The 17,363-nt window shown below is 69.0% G+C and carries 15 protein-coding genes; 3 read left to right on the top strand and 12 right to left on the bottom strand.

What is annotated here, in order from left to right; all coding sequences use genetic code 11:
- Positions 1-101: 101 nt before the first annotated feature.
- From O7615_RS11895 to O7615_RS11925, 7 genes are all read right to left on the bottom strand, one after another.
- Positions 102-2,861 (bottom strand): AAA family ATPase, encoded by a 2,760-nt coding sequence (locus tag O7615_RS11895; RefSeq protein WP_278177515.1) that lies wholly within the window; start codon positions 2,859-2,861, stop codon positions 102-104.
- A gap of 404 nt (positions 2,862-3,265) precedes the next feature.
- Positions 3,266-4,363, bottom strand: coding sequence for a beta-ketoacyl-ACP synthase 3 (locus O7615_RS11900; RefSeq protein WP_278177516.1), 1,098 nt, complete (start codon positions 4,361-4,363; stop codon positions 3,266-3,268).
- The gene (locus O7615_RS11905; protein WP_278177517.1) at positions 4,360-5,127 is read right to left on the bottom strand and encodes an alpha/beta fold hydrolase; all 768 of its coding nucleotides are present in this window, start codon (positions 5,125-5,127) and stop codon (positions 4,360-4,362) included. Before O7615_RS11905 ends, O7615_RS11900 begins: the two co-directional genes overlap by 4 nt.
- 206 nt (positions 5,128-5,333) lie before the next feature.
- Complete coding sequence (locus tag O7615_RS11910) at positions 5,334-5,525, bottom strand: ferredoxin (RefSeq protein ID WP_278177518.1); 192 nt, start codon at positions 5,523-5,525, stop codon at positions 5,334-5,336.
- Between the two features lie 133 nt (positions 5,526-5,658).
- Complete coding sequence (locus O7615_RS11915; RefSeq protein ID WP_278177519.1) at positions 5,659-7,863, bottom strand: MMPL family transporter; 2,205 nt, start codon at positions 7,861-7,863, stop codon at positions 5,659-5,661.
- 20 nt (positions 7,864-7,883) lie between these two features.
- Positions 7,884-8,372: a hypothetical protein gene (locus O7615_RS11920; protein WP_278177520.1), complete on the bottom strand. Its 489-nt coding sequence runs from the start codon at positions 8,370-8,372 to the stop codon at positions 7,884-7,886.
- A gap of 252 nt (positions 8,373-8,624) precedes the next feature.
- A complete protein-coding gene (locus O7615_RS11925) occupies positions 8,625-9,617 on the bottom strand; it encodes a UbiA family prenyltransferase (RefSeq protein WP_278177521.1) in 993 nt (330 codons plus the stop codon).
- Positions 9,618-9,948: 331 nt separating this feature from the next.
- Between O7615_RS11925 and O7615_RS11930 the strand changes: the two genes are divergently transcribed.
- Entirely contained in the window at positions 9,949-10,533 is a 585-nt protein-coding gene (locus O7615_RS11930; protein WP_278177522.1) for a YbaK/EbsC family protein, read from the top strand.
- Positions 10,534-10,537: 4 nt separating this feature from the next.
- Here the strand turns inward: O7615_RS11930 and eno are convergent, their stop codons facing one another.
- The gene (gene eno, locus O7615_RS11935) at positions 10,538-11,803 is read right to left on the bottom strand and encodes a phosphopyruvate hydratase (RefSeq protein ID WP_278177523.1); all 1,266 of its coding nucleotides are present in this window, start codon (positions 11,801-11,803) and stop codon (positions 10,538-10,540) included.
- 124 nt (positions 11,804-11,927) lie between these two features.
- Between eno and O7615_RS11940 the strand changes: the two genes are divergently transcribed.
- A complete protein-coding gene (locus O7615_RS11940) occupies positions 11,928-12,827 on the top strand; it encodes a MerR family transcriptional regulator (protein ID WP_278177524.1) in 900 nt (299 codons plus the stop codon).
- A 569-nt stretch (positions 12,828-13,396) separates the two neighbouring features.
- On the opposite strand, the gene O7615_RS11945 is transcribed toward O7615_RS11940, so the two are convergent.
- Genes O7615_RS11945 through O7615_RS11960 form a run of 4 tightly spaced genes read right to left on the bottom strand, consistent with a single transcriptional unit; the run spans position 13,397 to position 15,117 of the window.
- Positions 13,397-13,591: a hypothetical protein gene (locus O7615_RS11945; RefSeq protein WP_278177525.1), complete on the bottom strand. Its 195-nt coding sequence runs from the start codon at positions 13,589-13,591 to the stop codon at positions 13,397-13,399.
- 4 nt (positions 13,592-13,595) lie between these two features.
- The gene (locus tag O7615_RS11950) at positions 13,596-13,766 is read right to left on the bottom strand and encodes a hypothetical protein (RefSeq protein ID WP_278177526.1); all 171 of its coding nucleotides are present in this window, start codon (positions 13,764-13,766) and stop codon (positions 13,596-13,598) included.
- 38 nt (positions 13,767-13,804) lie between these two features.
- A complete protein-coding gene (locus O7615_RS11955; protein WP_278177527.1) occupies positions 13,805-14,326 on the bottom strand; it encodes a GNAT family N-acetyltransferase in 522 nt (173 codons plus the stop codon).
- 11 nt (positions 14,327-14,337) lie between these two features.
- Complete coding sequence (locus O7615_RS11960; RefSeq protein WP_278177528.1) at positions 14,338-15,117, bottom strand: GntR family transcriptional regulator; 780 nt, start codon at positions 15,115-15,117, stop codon at positions 14,338-14,340.
- Positions 15,118-15,300: 183 nt separating this feature from the next.
- Between O7615_RS11960 and O7615_RS11965 the strand changes: the two genes are divergently transcribed.
- Positions 15,301-16,389, top strand: a complete 1,089-nt coding sequence (locus O7615_RS11965) for a sigma factor-like helix-turn-helix DNA-binding protein (protein ID WP_278177529.1) — start codon at positions 15,301-15,303, stop codon at positions 16,387-16,389.
- Positions 16,390-17,363 lie beyond the last annotated feature (974 nt).

Genomic DNA, 17,363 nt, shown 5'->3' on the forward strand with positions numbered 1-17,363 from the left:
CTCCAGCGGCTGCCGCGACCCCTATCAGGCAGCGGAAGTTCTGAACCGAGAGTAGGGGCCGATCACGGGTGGCGTCACGGCACGCGCGACCAGCGGCCGGGTCATGCGGTGTTGCGCAGGTCGGTGACGCCGGAGAGGAGGCTGAAGGGAAGGTGTGACCGGCGGTCGATGCGTAACTTGCGGTACACCCGGGTGAGGTGCTGCTCGACCGTGCTGACCGTCACGAACAGCTCGCGGGCGATCTGCCGGTTGGTGTACCCCTGGGCCGCCAGGGCGGCCACCCGGCGTTCCGCGTCGCTCAGGTCGAAGATGACCGACTCGTCCGGCGTGGGCGGGGAGCCCTCGGTGTCCTTGTCCCCGCCGCCCTCGATCGCGGCCTGCGGCCAGCACTGGGTGGACAGTTCCTGCGCGCGCCGGCCGGTGATGCGGGCCTTCATGTACTCGCCCCGGGCGTGCTGGAGGTTGCTGAGATCGGTCAGCGCCTCGGCCAGTTCAAGCTGGTCGCCGGCCGTCTGGAGCACCCCTACGGCATCCCGCAGGATCGCCAGGCGCTGCCTCGGCTCACTCGTCGTGGCGAGCACCCGTAGCGAGATCCCCCGGGTCCGCCGGTTGAGCGGGCCGAGCATCCGCAGCTGCTCGGTAACCAGTTCGTGCGCCGGCAGGTCGAGGCCGAGCCGGGCCTGGGCGAGATCGGTCCGCCACGGAATGAGGCCGGGTAGGTCGATCCCCCAGCCCTGCATCAGGTCACGGCACGTCTCGAAGTCCTCGATGGCCGCCCGCTGGTTACGCATCGCCAGCTGGAAGCGTCCCCGGGCGCGCAGGTAGAACAGCCCGAACGGGGTCTGGAACATCGCGTCGGGCACCGGCGTCTTGAGATGCCGGTACGCCTCGTCGTACCGGCCGCTCCGGGTCGCGGTCAGGATCAGGACGGACAGCGGCGCCCCGATGTAGATGCCGAGCGCCTTGGGTCGGAACTGCGACAGTGACGCCTGGGCGTACTGTTCGGCTTCCGCCAGGTTCCCCTGGCGGTAGCTGATCGACGCGCGGATCGACGACAGCAGCGCACACCAGGTGGGCGCCTGGCGCTCCTTGGCCTGCCGCAGCATCACGTCGCACCAGTGGCCGGACTTCTCCAGGCAGTCGGCGAAGACCATGGCCTCCAGCGCCGCGACGATCGGCTCCCAGCAATGCTCGTCGAGCCGGGACTGCTGGAGGATCGACTCGGCGTCGGCGACCGCCTCCTCGGTGATTCCCTTGGTGAGCAGGCTGTCCAGCATCCGGGCAGCCCGTACGCGCAGCTTCCGCTCGTTCATCACGGACGTGCCGACCTGCGGCGTCCGGACGCCCTCGGCGACGGGCTCCAGCAGGCCCGGATAGATGAACGCGAACCGGGAGCGGGTGCTGTAGAGGGCGTGGGCGATCTCCTCATCCGCGCCGGCACTCGCGCTGACCCGGTCGATCACCTCGCTCGCCTCGGCCGGCCGGCCGTACCAGGCCAGGTGGTGCACCAGGTCGAGGGCCTGGTGCGTGTCGAGTTGCTCGGCCCGCGCCTCGACGAGCAGATGGGACACGTTGCGCTCGGCCACCAGCGGATCGACCCGCCAACGGGCGCGGAGCAGGGTCGCCTGGATGTCGGACTGCTCCGACCCGTCCGGGACGGCCTGCTCGGCCAGGTGCAGACAGTCGAGGGCGAAGGCCGTGTCGTTCTCCTCCAGCGCCTGCTCGGCGGCTTGGTGCATGAGGGACGCCGGCCACCGGGTGCCGTCGTTGGACGCGGCCAGCGCGTGCCGGGCCACCCGCAGCGCGGGGGCACCGTTGCGGTAGAGCAGGGTCGCGACCCGAGCCTGCAGGTCGGCATGCTCCTGCGGGTCCATCGCGTCGAGTATCGCGGCCCGCACCCGTTCGTGCCGGAAGGTGCCGGCCGTCAGCAGGCCCGCCTCGGTCGCGGCCTCGACGGCCCAGGCGACCGCGACGGCGGTCATCGGCAGCAGCTCCGCCAGCAGGTTCGGCCGGCCGGCGCTGTCGAGGACGGCGATCGCACGGGCCACCGGCAGCAGGGTCTCGTCGCTGCGGTAGAAGCAGCGCAGCGCCGTGCGGGCAAAGGTGGGCCCGGGGACAACGGCCGTGTCCGTCTCCCGGGCGGCCCGCTGCTCGTCGATCAGCGCCTGCACCAGGGTGGGATTGCCCGCGGTCGCCTCCTGCCACAGCTCGGGACGGCAGGACGCGGGCAGGTCGGGCTCGGCCGCCATCATCGCCGCGACGCCCTGTGGCGAGAGCAGGCCCAGCAGCACCTGGCGGCACTGGGGCTGGCTGAGCAGCTCGTGCCACAGCGCCGGCCGGGTCTGCCGGACGCTCAGGGTCTCCGCGACCACGACGAGCACCCGGGCCCGATCGACCCGGCGGGCCAGGTAGACCAGCAACTGCAACGACTCCGGGTCGGCGAAGTGGGCGTCGTCGACGCAGATGACGATCGGTGTGCTGCGCGCGGCTTCCAGCAGGATGCCGGTCAGCCCGGCCAGCACCGGGGCGATCGACTGGCTGCCCAACTGGTCGTGCTCGTCGTAGGTGGGCGTCACGGCGTGGACGAGACGGTGGCCTGCCTCGGCCTCCGGCGACGGCAGGGCGATGCTGTCCAGCAGTTGCCGGACCACCCCGAGGGGGTGGCTCTGCTCGGCTCGAGAGGCGACAGCGGTCAGCACGTGCGACTCCGCCTCGCGGGCCGCCTCGATCACGTGTTGCAACAACTCGGTCTTGCCGGACCCGACCGGCCCGCTGGCGACGAAGGTGCCGCCATACCCCGCCAGGCAGCCCGCCAGCGAGTCCTTCAGTAGCGCAATCTCAAAGTCACGCTCGACCAGCATCCCCGATGTCTCCCCGCCACACTAGATGTTGGAGCCGGCGCCTGCCGACGACAACGGGGCATCCCCACCAGTCGCTTCCCGTTGACGCAGCCTACAAAGTCGGAAGCTCGCACCGCCCTTATGTCCCTCTGCACAACTATGATGATCGTCTCTTTCCGAGCCACGATTTTGCCAAATGACAATCGTACCCCGCAAGCCTTGCATGGCATGGGAAGTGCATCCGACGCCAACCTTACCCAACGCCTGATTCTTGACTCAGCAAGTAGCTGGAACGGATATAACCCATCGTTCCGATAAATTGATCGTCGCGGGCAAATCGGGCAATATTCCGACGGCCAGGATTGAATACCGAGGCACATGAACGCCCGGCGAAGCGCCGACGTATTCAGGCCCTCCCGGCGCCGTTATCGCCGTCCGGCCGGCGCGATCACCCCCAGCTCCGTCCCGTCCACCGGAACGGCTGCCGCTGCCGTCGCGTCGGGGATCGGTGGGGGCAGCGCGATGACCATCGCCGCGTGGGCGAGCCCGGCACCGAAGCCGGCGAGCAACGCCAACCCGCCCGCCGCCGACGCGGCCCGCTCCGACAGCAGCAGGGCCTCGATGGCCAGCGGGATGGACGCCGCCGAGGTGTTCCCGGACGTCTCCACGTCCCGGGCCACCACGACCGAGGGCGGCAGGCGCAACCCGGCGGCCAACCGGTCGATGATCCGCAGGTTGGCCTGGTGCGGGACGAACGCCGTGAGATCGGCGACCGTGAGCCCCGCCTCGCGTACGGCGGACGAGGCGACCGGCAGCATGCTCTGGATGACCCAACGGAACACCTCCGGACCCGCCATCCGCATCCACGGCCAGGGCGCCGACCGGTCACGAAGGCTCAGCCAGGAGTCGGAGTGCCCGATCAGGTCCTTGCCGCCGCCGTCGGAGCCCCAGACCACCGGGCCGACCGTGTTCTCGTCGCTGGGCCCGACCAGCGCCGCACCGGCGCCGTCGGCGAAGAGGAATGCCGTCGACCGGTCGGCCGGGTCGATGATGTCGGTCATCTTCTCAGCGCCGATCACCAACACCTGCTCGGACACGCCGGACCGGACCAGCGAGGCGCCCACGGCCAGCGCGTAGCAGAAGCCCGCGCACGCCGCCGCGACGTCGAACGCGGCGGCGGACTCGGCGCCGATGAGCTTCGCGATCTCCGGCGCCGCCGCGGGCGACTGGCGCAGGTAGGACATCGACGCGACGATCACGGTGTCGACCTCATGGGGCTCGACCCCGGCGTGCGCCAGCGCCCGCCGAGCCGCCTGCACGCCCATGCTCACGACGGTCTCGTCGTCGCCCGCGAAACGCCGGCTGACGATGCCCGAGCGCTGCTGGATCCACTCGTCGCTCGACCTGATCCGCTCGCAGATCTCCTTGTTGTGGACCACCCGGGCCGGCCGGTACCCGCCGATGCCACTCACCCGGGCACCCACCTGGCCCAACCGGCCCGCGGTCATGCGCCGCGTGCTCATGGCGCCGACAGTGTGTGCAGGTCCGTCTCGAGCGCGTCGGCGACGGCGCGGGCCAGCTCGGGCATCATGTGGTTGAGGTAGAAGTGGTCGCCGGAGAACGTGTGCAGCTCGAAGGGTGCCTCGGTGTACGCCGCCCATCCCTCCGCCTCGGTCCGGTCGACGCGGGGATCCTCGACGCCGAGCAGGGCGGTGATCGGCGCCGCGATCGTGCCGGCGGCGGTCCGGTACGTCTCGGCCGCCCGGTAGTCCGCGCGGATCACCGGGAGCACCAGCCGCAGCATCTCCTCATCGTCCAGCAGGCCGGCGTCCGTGCCGCTGAGGTGGCGGATCTCGGCGAGCAGCCGGTCGTCGTCGGCGAGGTACAACTGCTCGTCGCGGGTGTGCGACGGCGCGCCACGGCCCGACGCGAACAGCCGCATCGGGCGCGTCCCGGCGTTCTCCAGCAGCCGCGCCAGCTCGAAGCCGATGCTCGCGCCCATGCTGTGCCCGAACAGCGCGACCGGACGGTTGTCCGTCGCCGGCAGGACCGCGAAGATGCGGCGGGCCAGCTCGTGCACGTCGTCGATGCACGGCTCGGTGCGCCGGTCCTGCCGCCCCGGATACTGCACCGCGAAGACGTCCACGGCAGGCGCGATAAGCCGGGAGAACGGGAAGAAGTAGCTGGCCGAGCCGCCCGCATGCGGCAGGCATATCAGGCGTACGCGGCTGGCCGGTGAGGGGTGGTAGTTCCGGAGCCATAGACCCCGGTGCTGATCGTCGCTCATGGACGGTGCCCTTCTGTCGTCCGTCGGGACAGCATCGTCGGCGGTTCGCTCGGCGTACAAGGCGTCTACGGGCTCGCTCGGGCAGCCTAGGGGTTGGCTACGGGGTGCGCCCACCCCATCCGAGATGCGCCATTCATCACCCCTACCCGGGGCCGCCCGCACAGGGACGGCCCCGGCCCTCGATCCGGTCGGACGGGCGTCCGGCGTCAGCCCTCCACGCTGATGGCGTGCAGCGGGCACCCGTCGGCGGCCTCCTCGACCAGGTCGCGCAGCGATTCGTCCGGCTCGGCGACGACCGAGCCGAGCCGATGGTCCGGCGAGGCGATGAAGACCTCTGGGGCGGTGTAGAAACACTGACCGGTGTCCTGGCACTTCGAGCTGTCGACGGCGACCCTCATCGGGGGAGTCCCTCCTCATACCGTGCTCATAGAGTGATCGAGCCTATGCAGGCCGGGTAATCGCCTGACCCACCCGGCGGAAACTGCGCCCGGGGGCTCCCCGGGCGCAGTCCGGATGGGACAGACCGGTGTTTCAGCGTCGGGCGGGCTCGACCACCCTTTCCAGTGGCGCGGGCACCGCCTCGTCGGTTTCCCGAATGCCGTAACGCGCGTACAGCCCGCGCAGCGGTCGGGGTGCCCACCAGTTGGCGCGCCCGAGCAGTTGCATCGTCGCCGGCACGAGCAGTGCGCGGACCACCGTGGCGTCCACCACGATCGCGATGATCATGGCGACACCGATCAGTTTGATGAACGTGATGCCGGACATCGAGAAGGCGCCGATCACCACGATGAGCAGCAATGCCGCGCTGGTGATGATGCGGCCGGTGCGTTGCAGCCCGAGCGCCACCGCCTGGGCATTGTCACCGGTGAGGTCGTACTGCTCCCGGACCCGCGACAGGAGGAACACCTCGTAGTCGGTGGACAGGCCGAACACGACAGCCAGCACCAGAATCGGTTGGGACGCCTCCAACGTGCCGGTCGGGGTGAAGTTGAGCAGGCCGGACAGATTGCCGTCCTGGAAGATCCAGACCAACGCGCCGAAGGACGCGCCCAGCGACAGCACGTTCATCACGATGGCCTTGATCGGCAGCACGACCGAGCCGAAGGCGAGGAACAACAGGATGAAGGTGATGCCGCAGACGAACAGCGCCATCCACGGCAGTCGGTCACCGATGCTCTCGAGGCGGTCGGCCAGCTCGGCGGTCTTGCCGCCCACCAGCACCTGACCACCGGGCGGCGCCGGAACGTCGCGGATGTCGGCCAGCACCTCCCGTCCCTCGGCGCCCATCGGGTCGCCGGTGAAGGTGACCGCCACCCGGGCGGTGTCGCCGGCCATGCCGGTGATCTGGGTGCCGATCACGCCGGGAACCTGGCGGACGGCCGCCATCCAGTCGTCGATGGCCGCCCGGCCGGGAGCCGAGTCGACCGGAGCCGGCACCGCGACGATCGCCTCGGCCGGTGCGGTGGCGTTGCGGGTGAAGTCGCGTTCGAGCGTCTCGGACACCAGCCGGCTCTCGGTGCCCTCCGGGAGTGCCCGGTAGTCGACACCGCCGAACTCCACCCGCAGGAACGGCAGGCCGAGGGCGACAAGAACCACGACGATGCCGGCGGCGTAGAGCACCGGGCGGCGCATCACCGCGTACGCGATCCGGTACCACGCCCCCCGCTCGGCGTGGCCGGTCGGCGCCACCGCGGGCCGCCGGCGGAGCCGGCGGAACAGGGGCCGGATCGACAGCGCGTCCACCCGGTGGCCCAGGATGCCGAGCAACGCCGGTAGCAGTGTCAGCGCGGCCACCATCGCCACCAGGACCGCCGAGGTGCCACCGAGGCCCATCGAGCGGAGGAAGACCTGCGGGAAGATCAGAAGCCCGATCAGCGCGATCGCCACGGTGAGGCCGGAGACGGCCACCGTACGGCCGGCGGTGGCCATGGTGCGTACGACGGCATCCTCCACGGTGGCGGTCCGGCCCAACTCCTCCCGGAACCGGCTGACCATGAACAGGCCGTAGTCGATGGCCAGGCCCAGGCCGAGGATCGTGACCAGGTTGATCGAGAACACCGACACGTCGGTGAACTCGGTGATGACCCGCATCGCCGTGAACGCGCCGAGGATCGCGACGATCCCGACCGCCAACGGCAGGCTTGCCGCCGCCAGGCTGCCGAAGATGATCAGCAACAACACCAGCAGGATCGGCAGCGACAGCATCTCGGCCTTGACGATGTCCTCGCCGACCCGGTCGCCGATGTCCCGACCGATCACCTCCAGCCCGCCGAGCTGGCTGCTCAGCCCCGGTGCCGCGAGGCTGCCCTCGATCTTCTCCAGGGCCTCCGGACGTTCCTCCTCGTCACCCCGCAGCACCAGGACGGCGTACGTCGCCCGGCGGTCCTTGCTGACCAGCTGCGGCGCGCCGCTGCTCCAGTAGGTGAGTGAACTCTGCACGACGTCACCCGGCAGCGCGGCGATCGTGTCGGTGACCGCCTGCTGATAGGCGGGGTCATCGACGGTGGTCGTCTCGCTGCGGTAGAGCACGATGACGTCGGCCTCGTCGCGGCCGAGCTTCTCCCCCGCGACCGCGGCCGCCCGCGCGCTCTCGCTGTTGGGGTCGTCGAAGGCCTCGTCGACCATGGCGCCGAAGACACCCGTGCCCCACACGACGGCGAAGACGACGAAGAGCAGCGTCCCGACAACCACCCAGCGGCGCCGCCGGTACGTGAACCGGCCCAGACGCTCGAACATGGACTCTTCCTCCGATGGCGCTAGTGACGGTGGCCGGGCAGGTACTCGGCCCTACGCAGCAACATGGCCAGCGCCATGAGCGGCAGCATCAGGACGTGGCCGGCGATCAGCAGGGTCTCGCCGCTCATCACGCCGGCCCAGTGGAGGGGAAAGAAGGGGATGAAGGCGAGATACATCGCCGCCGACATCTGGCTGACGCTGATCCAGGAATGGCGACGGAATCGCATCCACAGGCCCATGCCCAGGGCCATGCTGCTCGCCATGAGCAGCGAGGACACGTCGGCTCGGTCGACGAGGCCGGACCCGCCGAGCCGCTCGAAGGCGAAGGTCAGCAGCGGCGTCAGCGCCATCATGCCGACGCCCATCGCGATGAGCATCTGCACGTAGTGCCAGGCGAAGGCCCGAATCGACGCCGCCCGGGTGACCGGCGTCGCCAACGGGGCCGGCGCCGGCTCCGCGGCGCTGGTGCCGTCGGCCCGTACGTCGGCGTGGCTGTCCGCATCTGTCATGACCCCATCCTCGGCAAGACCTCGCTCATCGCCCACCCCGCACTTGTCACGTTTCTCGTGTGCATCCCGCACGGAGGACTCGTGCAGCCCGCCGGCCAGCCGATCACCGGTCCGATCGACGGACTTCACCCCGGGACAGCGGCACGACGGCAGTCCGGTTGTCGGAGCCGAGGGCCCCGCCAACCGGACGCACGTCAGTCGGGAATGGCAGCGGCGGTCACCGGTCCCCGCGGGCCGGATGCCGCAGCACGATCAGTTCGCCGCCGCGAAGGCCGCCGCGATCACGGTGCCCCAGCCGGTGCTCGCCACCTGCAGCGGCACGAGCTTCGCCCGGGGCCGCAGGAACGCCAGCCCCTCCTGTAGGTCCTTGCCGCGCACACCGCGCCAGGTGCCCGAGACGTGCAGCAGCGCGAACGCGATGGCCGCGATCATCGGGATCGCGCCCCAGGTGAAGCCGCCGATGGCGATGATCGATACGCAGACCGTGGTGCCGGCGACCGCGATCAGCCCGCTCGCGACCGCCATCGCGCGCGACAGGCCGAGGGCACGGACGCAGGTGCGGATGCCGTACGCGGCGTCCTCCGGCCAGTCCTCCGCAGTGTTGACCATGACGATGCCGACCTGGTTGAGGCCGAATCCAACAATCACGGCCAGCAGCAGCCAGGACATCTCCCCGGGGATGGACCGGACGACGATCAGCTGTGGTAGCCAGATCAGCACTGCGGCGAGGCCGGGGATCTGCCACACACCGGAACTCTTCAGGTGGACCGGCTTGATGGAGTACTGCGCCCCGATCCAGAGGGTGAACGCGACGAGCGGCAGGAGGTCCCAGTGCCCGGTACGGAAGGCGAGGTACGTCGCCAGCGCCAGCACCCCCGCGCCGGTGATCGCGATCTGGATGCGCATGTTCCGCAGGCCCAGCCCGTACACCGCCTGGGACAGCCAGGTCTTGTAGACGGCGTCGACGTCGCGGTCGGCGTACGCGTTGGTCATGTCGATGAAGTGCATGATGGACAGCGCCATCACGATCACCAGCGCGAAGTGCACCGAGACGAGCCGGCTCGGGTCGTCGACCGCCAGCAGCGACGGGATCGCGTAGATCGCCAGCATGACCGGCAGAAACTCGACCCGACGGACCCGGATGGAGTAGTAGATACGACGTGTCGCGGACAGCGGCGCTGGTGTGGTGGGCGGCGGCACCGCTGTCGCGGTCGACACGCTCGCTCCCTTTTCCTCGATTGTCATGGCCTCTTCCTCACGGTTGGTTCCGGTGCTCGTCGGGACAGGCACCTCCGAAGTGGAAGGACGCGCCGGAGGTAGTTTTCTAGCGGGCTCGAGCCTCCCACCAGCGGTCATTGGCGGGTACCCCTAGCGCACCCCGAAGAATCTGTAGGGGGCGGGGAACTGTCAGGTAATCATCTTTTCCATTCGACAGAAGGCCGAACAGCAGCCGTTGCAGTCAGCTCGCACAACGTCCTATCGTTCCCGCACAGCGCTTATCAGGACGCGGCGATCCCGCCCTGCTCACCGAATTCCGCGATCAACAATTGGTGAACTCCGTGCGGAGGTAGCAAAGATGGGACAGGATTCGCCGGATCAGCCAGGGCCTCCAGGAGTACGCGCTGTCAGCACCTACGAGCGGCTGACCGCGCTGCTGGCGGAGCACGGCGTGGCATATCGCCTCATCCCGCACGAACCACAGGGCGTCACCTCGCCCGCCAGCCGCCTGCGGGGTCACCCGCTGTCCCAGGCGGCCAAGTGCATCGTCACGCGGGTCAAGGTCGGCAAGAAGGTGAGCCGCTTTCTGCTGGCGGTCGTCCCCGGCGACCGGTTGGTGTCGTTCGAGGCGGTGCGGGAGATGTACGGCGGGACGTACGCGTCGTTCGCGACCCGGGAGACCGCCGAGGGACTCTCCGGCTGCGAGATCGGGACCATCGTCCCGTTCTCCTTCCGCGACGACCTGGATCTGATCGTGGACCCGGCGCTGCTGGCGGAGCCGGAGATCTTCTTCAATGCCGCCCGGCTGGACCTGTCGATCGCCCTGGACACGCGGGACTGGCGGCGCCTGGCGGCACCACGGGTCGCGCCCATCGCCGGGGCGGCCCTGGCCGAGGTGAACTCACCGGCGGTTGTACGCGCAATGGTCGCCCGGCCACGCTAGCTGCTCACCGCTGGCGGGGGTAGCGGGCTGCGGCGCCGAGTTCCTCCTCGATGCGGATGAGTTGGTTGTACTTCGCGGTGCGCTCGGAGCGGGACAGGGAGCCGGTCTTGATCTGGCCACAGCCGACGGCGACGGCGAGGTCGGCGATGGTGGTGTCCTCGGTCTCGCCGGAGCGGTGCGACATGACCACCCGGTAGCCGGCTCGCTGAGCGGTGGCGACCGTGCTGAGGGTTTCGGTGAGCGTGCCGACCTGGTTGACCTTGACGAGGATCGCGTTGGCGTAGTCGCCGTCGATGCCGGCGCGGAGCCGGTCGGCATCGGTGCAGAAGACGTCGTCGCCGACCAGCTGGATCCGCTGGCCCGCGAGGGCCGTCAACCGCTGCCAGCCGAAGTGGTCGTCCTCGGCCATCGGGTCCTCGATCGAGGTGATCGGGAATCGGGACGTCAGGTCGAGCAGGTAGTCGATGTGCTCCGCCGGCGTACGTCGGCGTTGTTCACCGCGGTAGTCGTAGCCGCCGTCGTGGAAGAACTCCGAGCTGGCCGGGTCGAGACAGATGGTGACGTCGGTGCCCGGCTCGTAGCCGGCGTCCGCCACGGCGCGGGCCACCATCTCCAGCGCCTCGTCGGCGGTCGTGATGTTCGGCGCGAAGCCGCCCTCGTCGCCGACGGCGGTGCTGTGCCCCGCTGCGGCGAGGGACCGGCGCAGCGTGTGGAACACCTCGGCGCCCATCCGGACGGCCTCGGCGAAGGTGGCCGCCCCGATCGGGGCGATCATGAATTCCTGGAAGTCGAGAGGATTGTCGGCGTGCGCACCGCCGTTGATGATGTTCATCATCGGCACGGGTAGCAGCCGGGCGTCGACGCCGCCGACATAGCGGTACAGCGGTTGACGGTGGGCGTGCGCCGCGGCCTTCGCCGTCGCCAGGGAAACCCCGAGGATCGCGTTGGCGCCCAACCGGCTCTTGTCAGCCGTGCCGTCCAACGTGATCATCGTCTGGTCCACCAGCGCCTGGTCCTCGGCGTGCAGGCCGATCACCGCTGCGGCGATCTCCCCGTTGACCGCGGTGACGGCCCCGCTTACCCCCTTGCCGCGGAAGTGGTGCGGATCGCCGTCGCGCCGCTCCACCGCCTCGTTCGCCCCGGTCGATGCCCCCGACGGTACGGCGGCGCGGCCGGTCGAGCCGTCCGCGAGGGTCACGTCGACCTCGACCGTCGGATTTCCGCGGCTGTCGAGAACCTGCCGGCCGATCACCCGGCTGATTGCGGTCATCGCTGCACCTCCTGCGCTCAGAATGGCTGCTCGGGAGGCTCACACTGGCAGAAAACGCTGCCGCTGCCACCGCGATGAGGAACACCTTGACCCGTACCCGGGGGTGCGGGTTTAGGGTCGCGGGATGCGGGTGGGTGAGCTGGCGCGGCGAACCGGGACGACCGTGCGGGCATTGCGCTACTACGAGTCGACCGGCTTGGTGGTGCCGCGACGGTCGAGCAACGGGTACCGCGAATACGACCCGATCTCGGTGCGCCTCGTCGCGCAGATCCGCGAACTCATGGCGCTGGGTCTCAGCGTCGAGGAGACCCGTCCGTTCGTCGAGTCGATCGCCGCTGGCACCGACGACGGCGACGTCTGCGCCGCCGCCGTCGCCACCTACCGCAGCACCATCAGCGGGCTACAGGATCGCATCGGCAAACTGACCGCCCAGCGGGACGCCCTCGACGCCCGTCTCAACGCCGCCGCCGAGCGAGTCGTGACCGGGCAACCCGCCGCCGGGGCGGTCAACCCGGCCGACCTGGTAGGCGCGCCGATGCCGCCGCTGACCGTTTACGCCACCGACGGGCGGCCGGTCGACCTCGCCGACCTCGGTGGCGGCCGTACCGTGATCTTCATCTACCCGCTCACCGGACGACCCGGCGTAGACCTGCCCCACAGCCTGCTGGAGGTCCACGGCGCGCGCGCCGGCGCCGAGCAAGCCACCTGGCTCCTCGACCACCACGCGGAACTGCTCACCGCCGGCGCCGCCCGCGTCTACGGCCTGTCCGCCCAGTCGACCGGCTACCAACGGGAACTCGCCCACCGGCTCCGGCTGCCCTACCCACTCATCCCGGATCCGCAGCTGACCCTGGCCGCCGCGCTCGGGCTACCCACCCTCACCAGCGCGGACATGACCCTGTACGAGCGGCTGACCCTCATCGTCGCCGAAGGGCGTATCGAGCACGTCTTCCACCCGATCCCGCAACCCGCCCCGCACGCCCGGCACGTCATGCGGTGGCTCATCCAAGGAAGACGACCCTGACACCCCAGACACTCGTTCCGTCAGACAGCGGCTCGCGGTCCGGACCCCTCCAGGGCAGCACCCGGATCGGCCGCAGCACGACCGGCCGGTGGATCAGCGACCTGTAGCGCTGTCAGGTCGACCGAGATCTTCCTCATCCAGCAGCTCGCGGCGCCATGCCCGGACGGCACCCGACCAGCGCCGTGATCAGGGACCACGCCAAGCCGCGTAGACGACGCACGGCCAGCGGGCAGGCAGCCGTGCCGAACCTGACCGCCCACCGACATTATCGGGGGGTTTTCGGGGGACAGTTCAAATCAACATAGATAAACTTGAAGCCCTGACCGGCATTGCCGCTGGTCAGGGCTTCAGTCTTGCGCGCCCGAAGGGACTCGAACCCCTAACCTTCTGATCCGTAGGGCGCTAGCGCTCTTGTCAAGCGATGTCGCTCGATGTTGTGCGTATCTCTGACATGCAGGTCAGGAGGTGTCGCAACTGCGGCCGTCTGCCGTCCTTGTATATCTGTTGCCAACGGCCGCGTGAGCAATCGGTGAGCAGCGCAAGTAGGCGGTCTGACCTGCGTCCCCCGCTCACGCTGCTTGCGCCGACTCCCACGGGTAAGGCATCGCCCTGAGCCGCTCGACGTGGGCGAGGTGGCGGCGCTGCCGCTCCGCATCGCCAGCCGCGCCAGCCTCGTCCGCCCAGCGCTGCACCTCCGCGATCCATCCTTCGTGCTCGCTGCGCAGCGCGTCGTGGAGTGCCTGAACGTGCGGATCGTCCGTCATCGCCTCAACCTCCTAGCCGTTCGTCCAGCTTACCGAGTTCGTACCGGCTGTCTTCGACCTGGCGGCGGTAGAACTCCTGGTGCGCCTCGTACTGTGCGATCAGCTCTCGCGCCCGCTCGATCCGTGCAACCAGTCTCATCCGCTCGAACTCGTCCCGCTCGTTGGGCGAGGCCATCGACTCCCCCTGTCCCTAGTCTCGTGTGCGCCGCGACCCTAGCCGCTGTCACCGGCATGGCGCTGGAAGAGCGCGCCCGAGCCACGATGCGGAAGCGAGACGGTGCGGACGTGATCGAATCCTAACTGGCGATAATATTCGTGGAGCGCCGGATTTGTGCGCCACGCGTCCAAGCGAAGCCACTTCTTTCCTCGTTTCCTTGCGAGTCGAAGTGCAAAGTCAACTAGGTTTTCGCCGATGCCCCGGCCGGCGTAGTTACGGGAAACAATCATCCGATGCACGTATAGGGCGTCGCCCGGATCATCCTCATCCTGCCAGAACTCCGGGTCCGCCAACTCATCGATAATAACAGTCGCAACAATCCGAGAGTCGTCAGTGAGAACGAAGCACTCGCCTCGACCAATCGCATCTGCAATTCTCTTCTGCATTCGCTCCGGCGTCTGCCTATCGTTGCTCTCTACTGACTGCCACTGGTCAAGGCCACGCGTCGCAAGCCACCGCACAACATCGGATTGCAACCGGGCAACAGCAGCAAAATCGGAGGCTTCCGCGACCCGCATGCGGAGAGGGGTCACGAGTCGGCCTGCGCTGGGCGGGTCCGCTCAAAGGCGATGACGTGACGGTCGCCCGGCAGCACGTTAAGTACCGTGCGAACCGGCCTTCCTTCGCTCGTGAAGCCAGTGACGACGTGATACGCCACCGGCGTCCCAGGTGCGAGCGCAAGCCGCCTCGTTTCCTCTGGCGTAGGCATCCGGACGTAGAACTCGTCCAGCGCGCGAACTTGGCGGTAATCGTTTTCCGCGAGCACCTCGTTAGCGCCGCGCGCGATGTCGTCCGGGCGCATTATTTCCGTGCCCTGCACTAGATCCAGGGGAAAGTAGCTGTCGTTAGTATTGAATGGCTCACCATCCAGGTAGCGCACCCTCTTGCGGACTACGGTCAGCTCGCCGGCTTCGAGGCGCAGACGATCCTTGACCATTTCAGGTGGGTCGACTATCGACACTTCGATCGTTTGTCGCGCCTCCCGCCCTTCGGCTGAATGCTGTGCGATGAAACGGTCTGTTTCGAGGTACCTAGGCTGCGGCATAAATTCTTGCTGCGGCCGGTAGTTGATTGGCCTTCGATCTCTGACGAAATAGCCACGAGGTCTAGCCGCAATAATCAAACCCTCAGCAACTAGTGCAGTAAGCGCCTGGCGTGCGGTGTTCCGTGCGACCTGGAACCGTTCGGTCAGCTCCGATTCGGTTGGCAGTCGCGCACCTGGCGGCATCGTGCCATCGCTGATCGCTTGGCGTAACTCCCCTGCAATCTGCTGCCACACCGGCATCTGCCCTGCCCGCTTGACGCTCACGACAGCTCCCCTCGCAACATCGTATAGACAGTCTAGGCGAGGGTCTTGACAGCGGCGGCATGGGGGGCGAGAGTAGTCATTGTCTAGTCAGTACACACGGACTGGACAGTAAGAAAAGCCTCGGCGGGCTGCCACCCGCCGAGGCCAGTGCACCTGGTCCGTCCCAGTGCGAGGGAGTCCAAGATGCTGGTCAAGCGTAGCTCGATGCTGCCCGGAAACGGTCGGTCGCTGTCTGAGCTGTCGGGTATGTCCACTGCCGGGCTGGTGGAGCTGGCCCGTTCGGGTGAGCGAGAGGCGGTGGGGGAGTTGTTCCGCCGGTATGAGCGGCGGGTGTTCCTGTACGCGGTGAGCCGTTGCGACGGGGACCGGGCGGCGGCGGATGACGTGGCCGCGGAGGTGTGGGTGAAGGTGTTGACCCGGGTCGGGTCGTGGGTGCCGCAGGGCGAGGGCGGTGAGGACGACTTCGTGCGGTGGGTGCTCGGGATGGTGCGGGGCACGGTTGGTGAGGTGCGGGCGGCGCGGTGGGCGCAGATGCCGGCGGCGGTGCCGGGCGCGGCGCTGGACGAGATGGATTGGTTGCTGGCGGACGCCTCGGGTGAGGTCGATGACCTGGATGAGTGCCCGGCGAAGACGGAGATGCTGGCGCGGCTGCGTGCCGAGGTGCAGCAGTTGTCGCCGCTGTGCCGGTCGGTGGTGCGGCTGCGGATGGACGGGGCGCCGCTGGAGGAGATCACGGCCGCGACGGGGTTGACCCGGCAGCAGGTCAATGACGCGTGGAAGCGGGCGCAGGTGCGGCTTCGGCGGCGGCTGGTCGGCCGCATCGATGTGGAGTCGTTGAGCGCCGGTGAGCTGGCGGAGCTGCTGGAGCTGGTCCGGGAGCTGCCGGAGGGCTCGCGGGAGGTCGCGGCGCTGCGGCTGTCTGGGGTGAGTGAGTCGCAGGTCGCTGAGCGGTTGGGCATGACCCGGGTGCAGTCGCGTAACGCGTGGCGCTACGCCGAAGACCTGCTGCGCAAGCTTCAAGACGATCCGCAGGCCACCCGTGCGCCGAAGGGCGGCCGGGTGGCGGTGTGGCAGAAGGAGCGTGACCGGCTGCGGGTCGCGGCGCAGTCGCTGTCCCCGGCGGCGCGACGTGTCGCGCTGCTGCGCCTAGACGGCTTGAGCTACCCGCGTATCGCCGCGCAGCTCGGCTGCACGCGCAACACGGTCGCCTCCACCTGGAGTCGAGCGCTGGACGCCTTCACCCGGGCGGGTCACCTGCCGATGGCTGCCTGAGCCGGGCCGCCGACCGGGTGGTCCGACAAGCGGTCACCCTGCACGGTCGCGCCCTGGCGGCGCTGGTTCGTTGACAACTCCACAGCGAGAGCACCATCCCGGGTGGCCCGACCGACGGCGGGCACGGGCCGCCCTGGTGGGCACGGCAGTACCGGGCCGCGCGGTCATGACGGAGCAAATAGGCCCGGCTGACGCCGGACTCACTTCCTCCGCAGACCCGCCGACCGTGACCTTGGTGCCCGGGTCTGCGGCCGCCCTGACCTGCTGAACCCCGGTTGCGCTGGTCACTGAGCGACCGACACGCACTGTGGGTTCAGCCGACCCGCAGACCCGCTCGGACCCGGCGGCCGTGGTCGGTGTCCGCGCTGCACACGGCCGAGATGGTGAACCGGTCCACCAGGCAGCAGGCAACCGGGAGCGGACCCGGTGGAGGGGTGGGAGCAAGCGGGGCGAGGCGTCGCGCGTCGACCGGTCGCTGTCCACGCGACGCCTTGCAGCCGAAGCCGTCGCGGTCGTCTAGCAGTGCTGGACCCACGTCGTCCGGTCGCTACGGAGAGAGTGGGTCCAGCCACTCTTGCCGATGGTGCGTGCGGCCAGGTGGCGTCGCTACCGGCCGACCACGACGCCTCACCGGCCCAACCATTCCGCCGGCCCAACGCCCCCGGAACTCGCTGAACCATCTCCGCAACTCCGCAACTCCGCACCGACCGGCCCTGACCAGCGGAAACACTCTGCGGAGATCAAGCCGAGAGAAGAACCTCCATCTCCGCATCTCCGCACGATCAAGGGCGGTTGCGGAGATGACCGCCAGTTGCGGAGATCTCCCCGACCACCGAGTACCCATCTCCGCAACTGTTTGCCCAGCTCACAGCCCTGTGTGCGGAGTTGCGGAGTTGCGGAGATGGTTCAGCCCTCTCCGCAACAGCGCACCACGACCCGCCGACACCCGCACGGACCCGGAACCCGTCAAACCA

It is taken from the genome of Micromonospora sp. WMMD1082, from assembly GCF_029626175.1.
GTDB lineage: Bacteria > Actinomycetota > Actinomycetes > Mycobacteriales > Micromonosporaceae > Micromonospora.

Excerpts from the sequence above, each read along its gene's own strand:
- O7615_RS11895 (WP_278177515.1), bottom strand. The coding sequence starts at position 2,861 with ATGCTGGTCGAGCGTGACTTTGAGATTGCGCTACTGAAGGACTCGCTG.
- O7615_RS11900 (WP_278177516.1), bottom strand. The coding sequence starts at position 4,363 with ATGAGCACGCGGCGCATGACCGCGGGCCGGTTGGGCCAGGTGGGTGCC.
- O7615_RS11905 (WP_278177517.1), bottom strand. The coding sequence starts at position 5,127 with ATGAGCGACGATCAGCACCGGGGTCTATGGCTCCGGAACTACCACCCC.
- O7615_RS11910 (WP_278177518.1), bottom strand. The coding sequence starts at position 5,525 with ATGAGGGTCGCCGTCGACAGCTCGAAGTGCCAGGACACCGGTCAGTGT.
- O7615_RS11915 (WP_278177519.1), bottom strand. The coding sequence starts at position 7,863 with ATGTTCGAGCGTCTGGGCCGGTTCACGTACCGGCGGCGCCGCTGGGTG.
- O7615_RS11920 (WP_278177520.1), bottom strand. The coding sequence starts at position 8,372 with ATGACAGATGCGGACAGCCACGCCGACGTACGGGCCGACGGCACCAGC.
- O7615_RS11925 (WP_278177521.1), bottom strand. The coding sequence starts at position 9,617 with ATGACAATCGAGGAAAAGGGAGCGAGCGTGTCGACCGCGACAGCGGTG.
- O7615_RS11930 (WP_278177522.1), top strand. The coding sequence starts at position 9,949 with ATGGGACAGGATTCGCCGGATCAGCCAGGGCCTCCAGGAGTACGCGCT.
- eno (WP_278177523.1), bottom strand. The coding sequence starts at position 11,803 with ATGACCGCAATCAGCCGGGTGATCGGCCGGCAGGTTCTCGACAGCCGC.
- O7615_RS11940 (WP_278177524.1), top strand. The coding sequence starts at position 11,928 with ATGCGGGTGGGTGAGCTGGCGCGGCGAACCGGGACGACCGTGCGGGCA.
- O7615_RS11945 (WP_278177525.1), bottom strand. The coding sequence starts at position 13,591 with ATGACGGACGATCCGCACGTTCAGGCACTCCACGACGCGCTGCGCAGC.
- O7615_RS11950 (WP_278177526.1), bottom strand. The coding sequence starts at position 13,766 with ATGGCCTCGCCCAACGAGCGGGACGAGTTCGAGCGGATGAGACTGGTT.
- O7615_RS11955 (WP_278177527.1), bottom strand. The coding sequence starts at position 14,326 with ATGCGGGTCGCGGAAGCCTCCGATTTTGCTGCTGTTGCCCGGTTGCAA.
- O7615_RS11965 (WP_278177529.1), top strand. The coding sequence starts at position 15,301 with ATGCTGGTCAAGCGTAGCTCGATGCTGCCCGGAAACGGTCGGTCGCTG.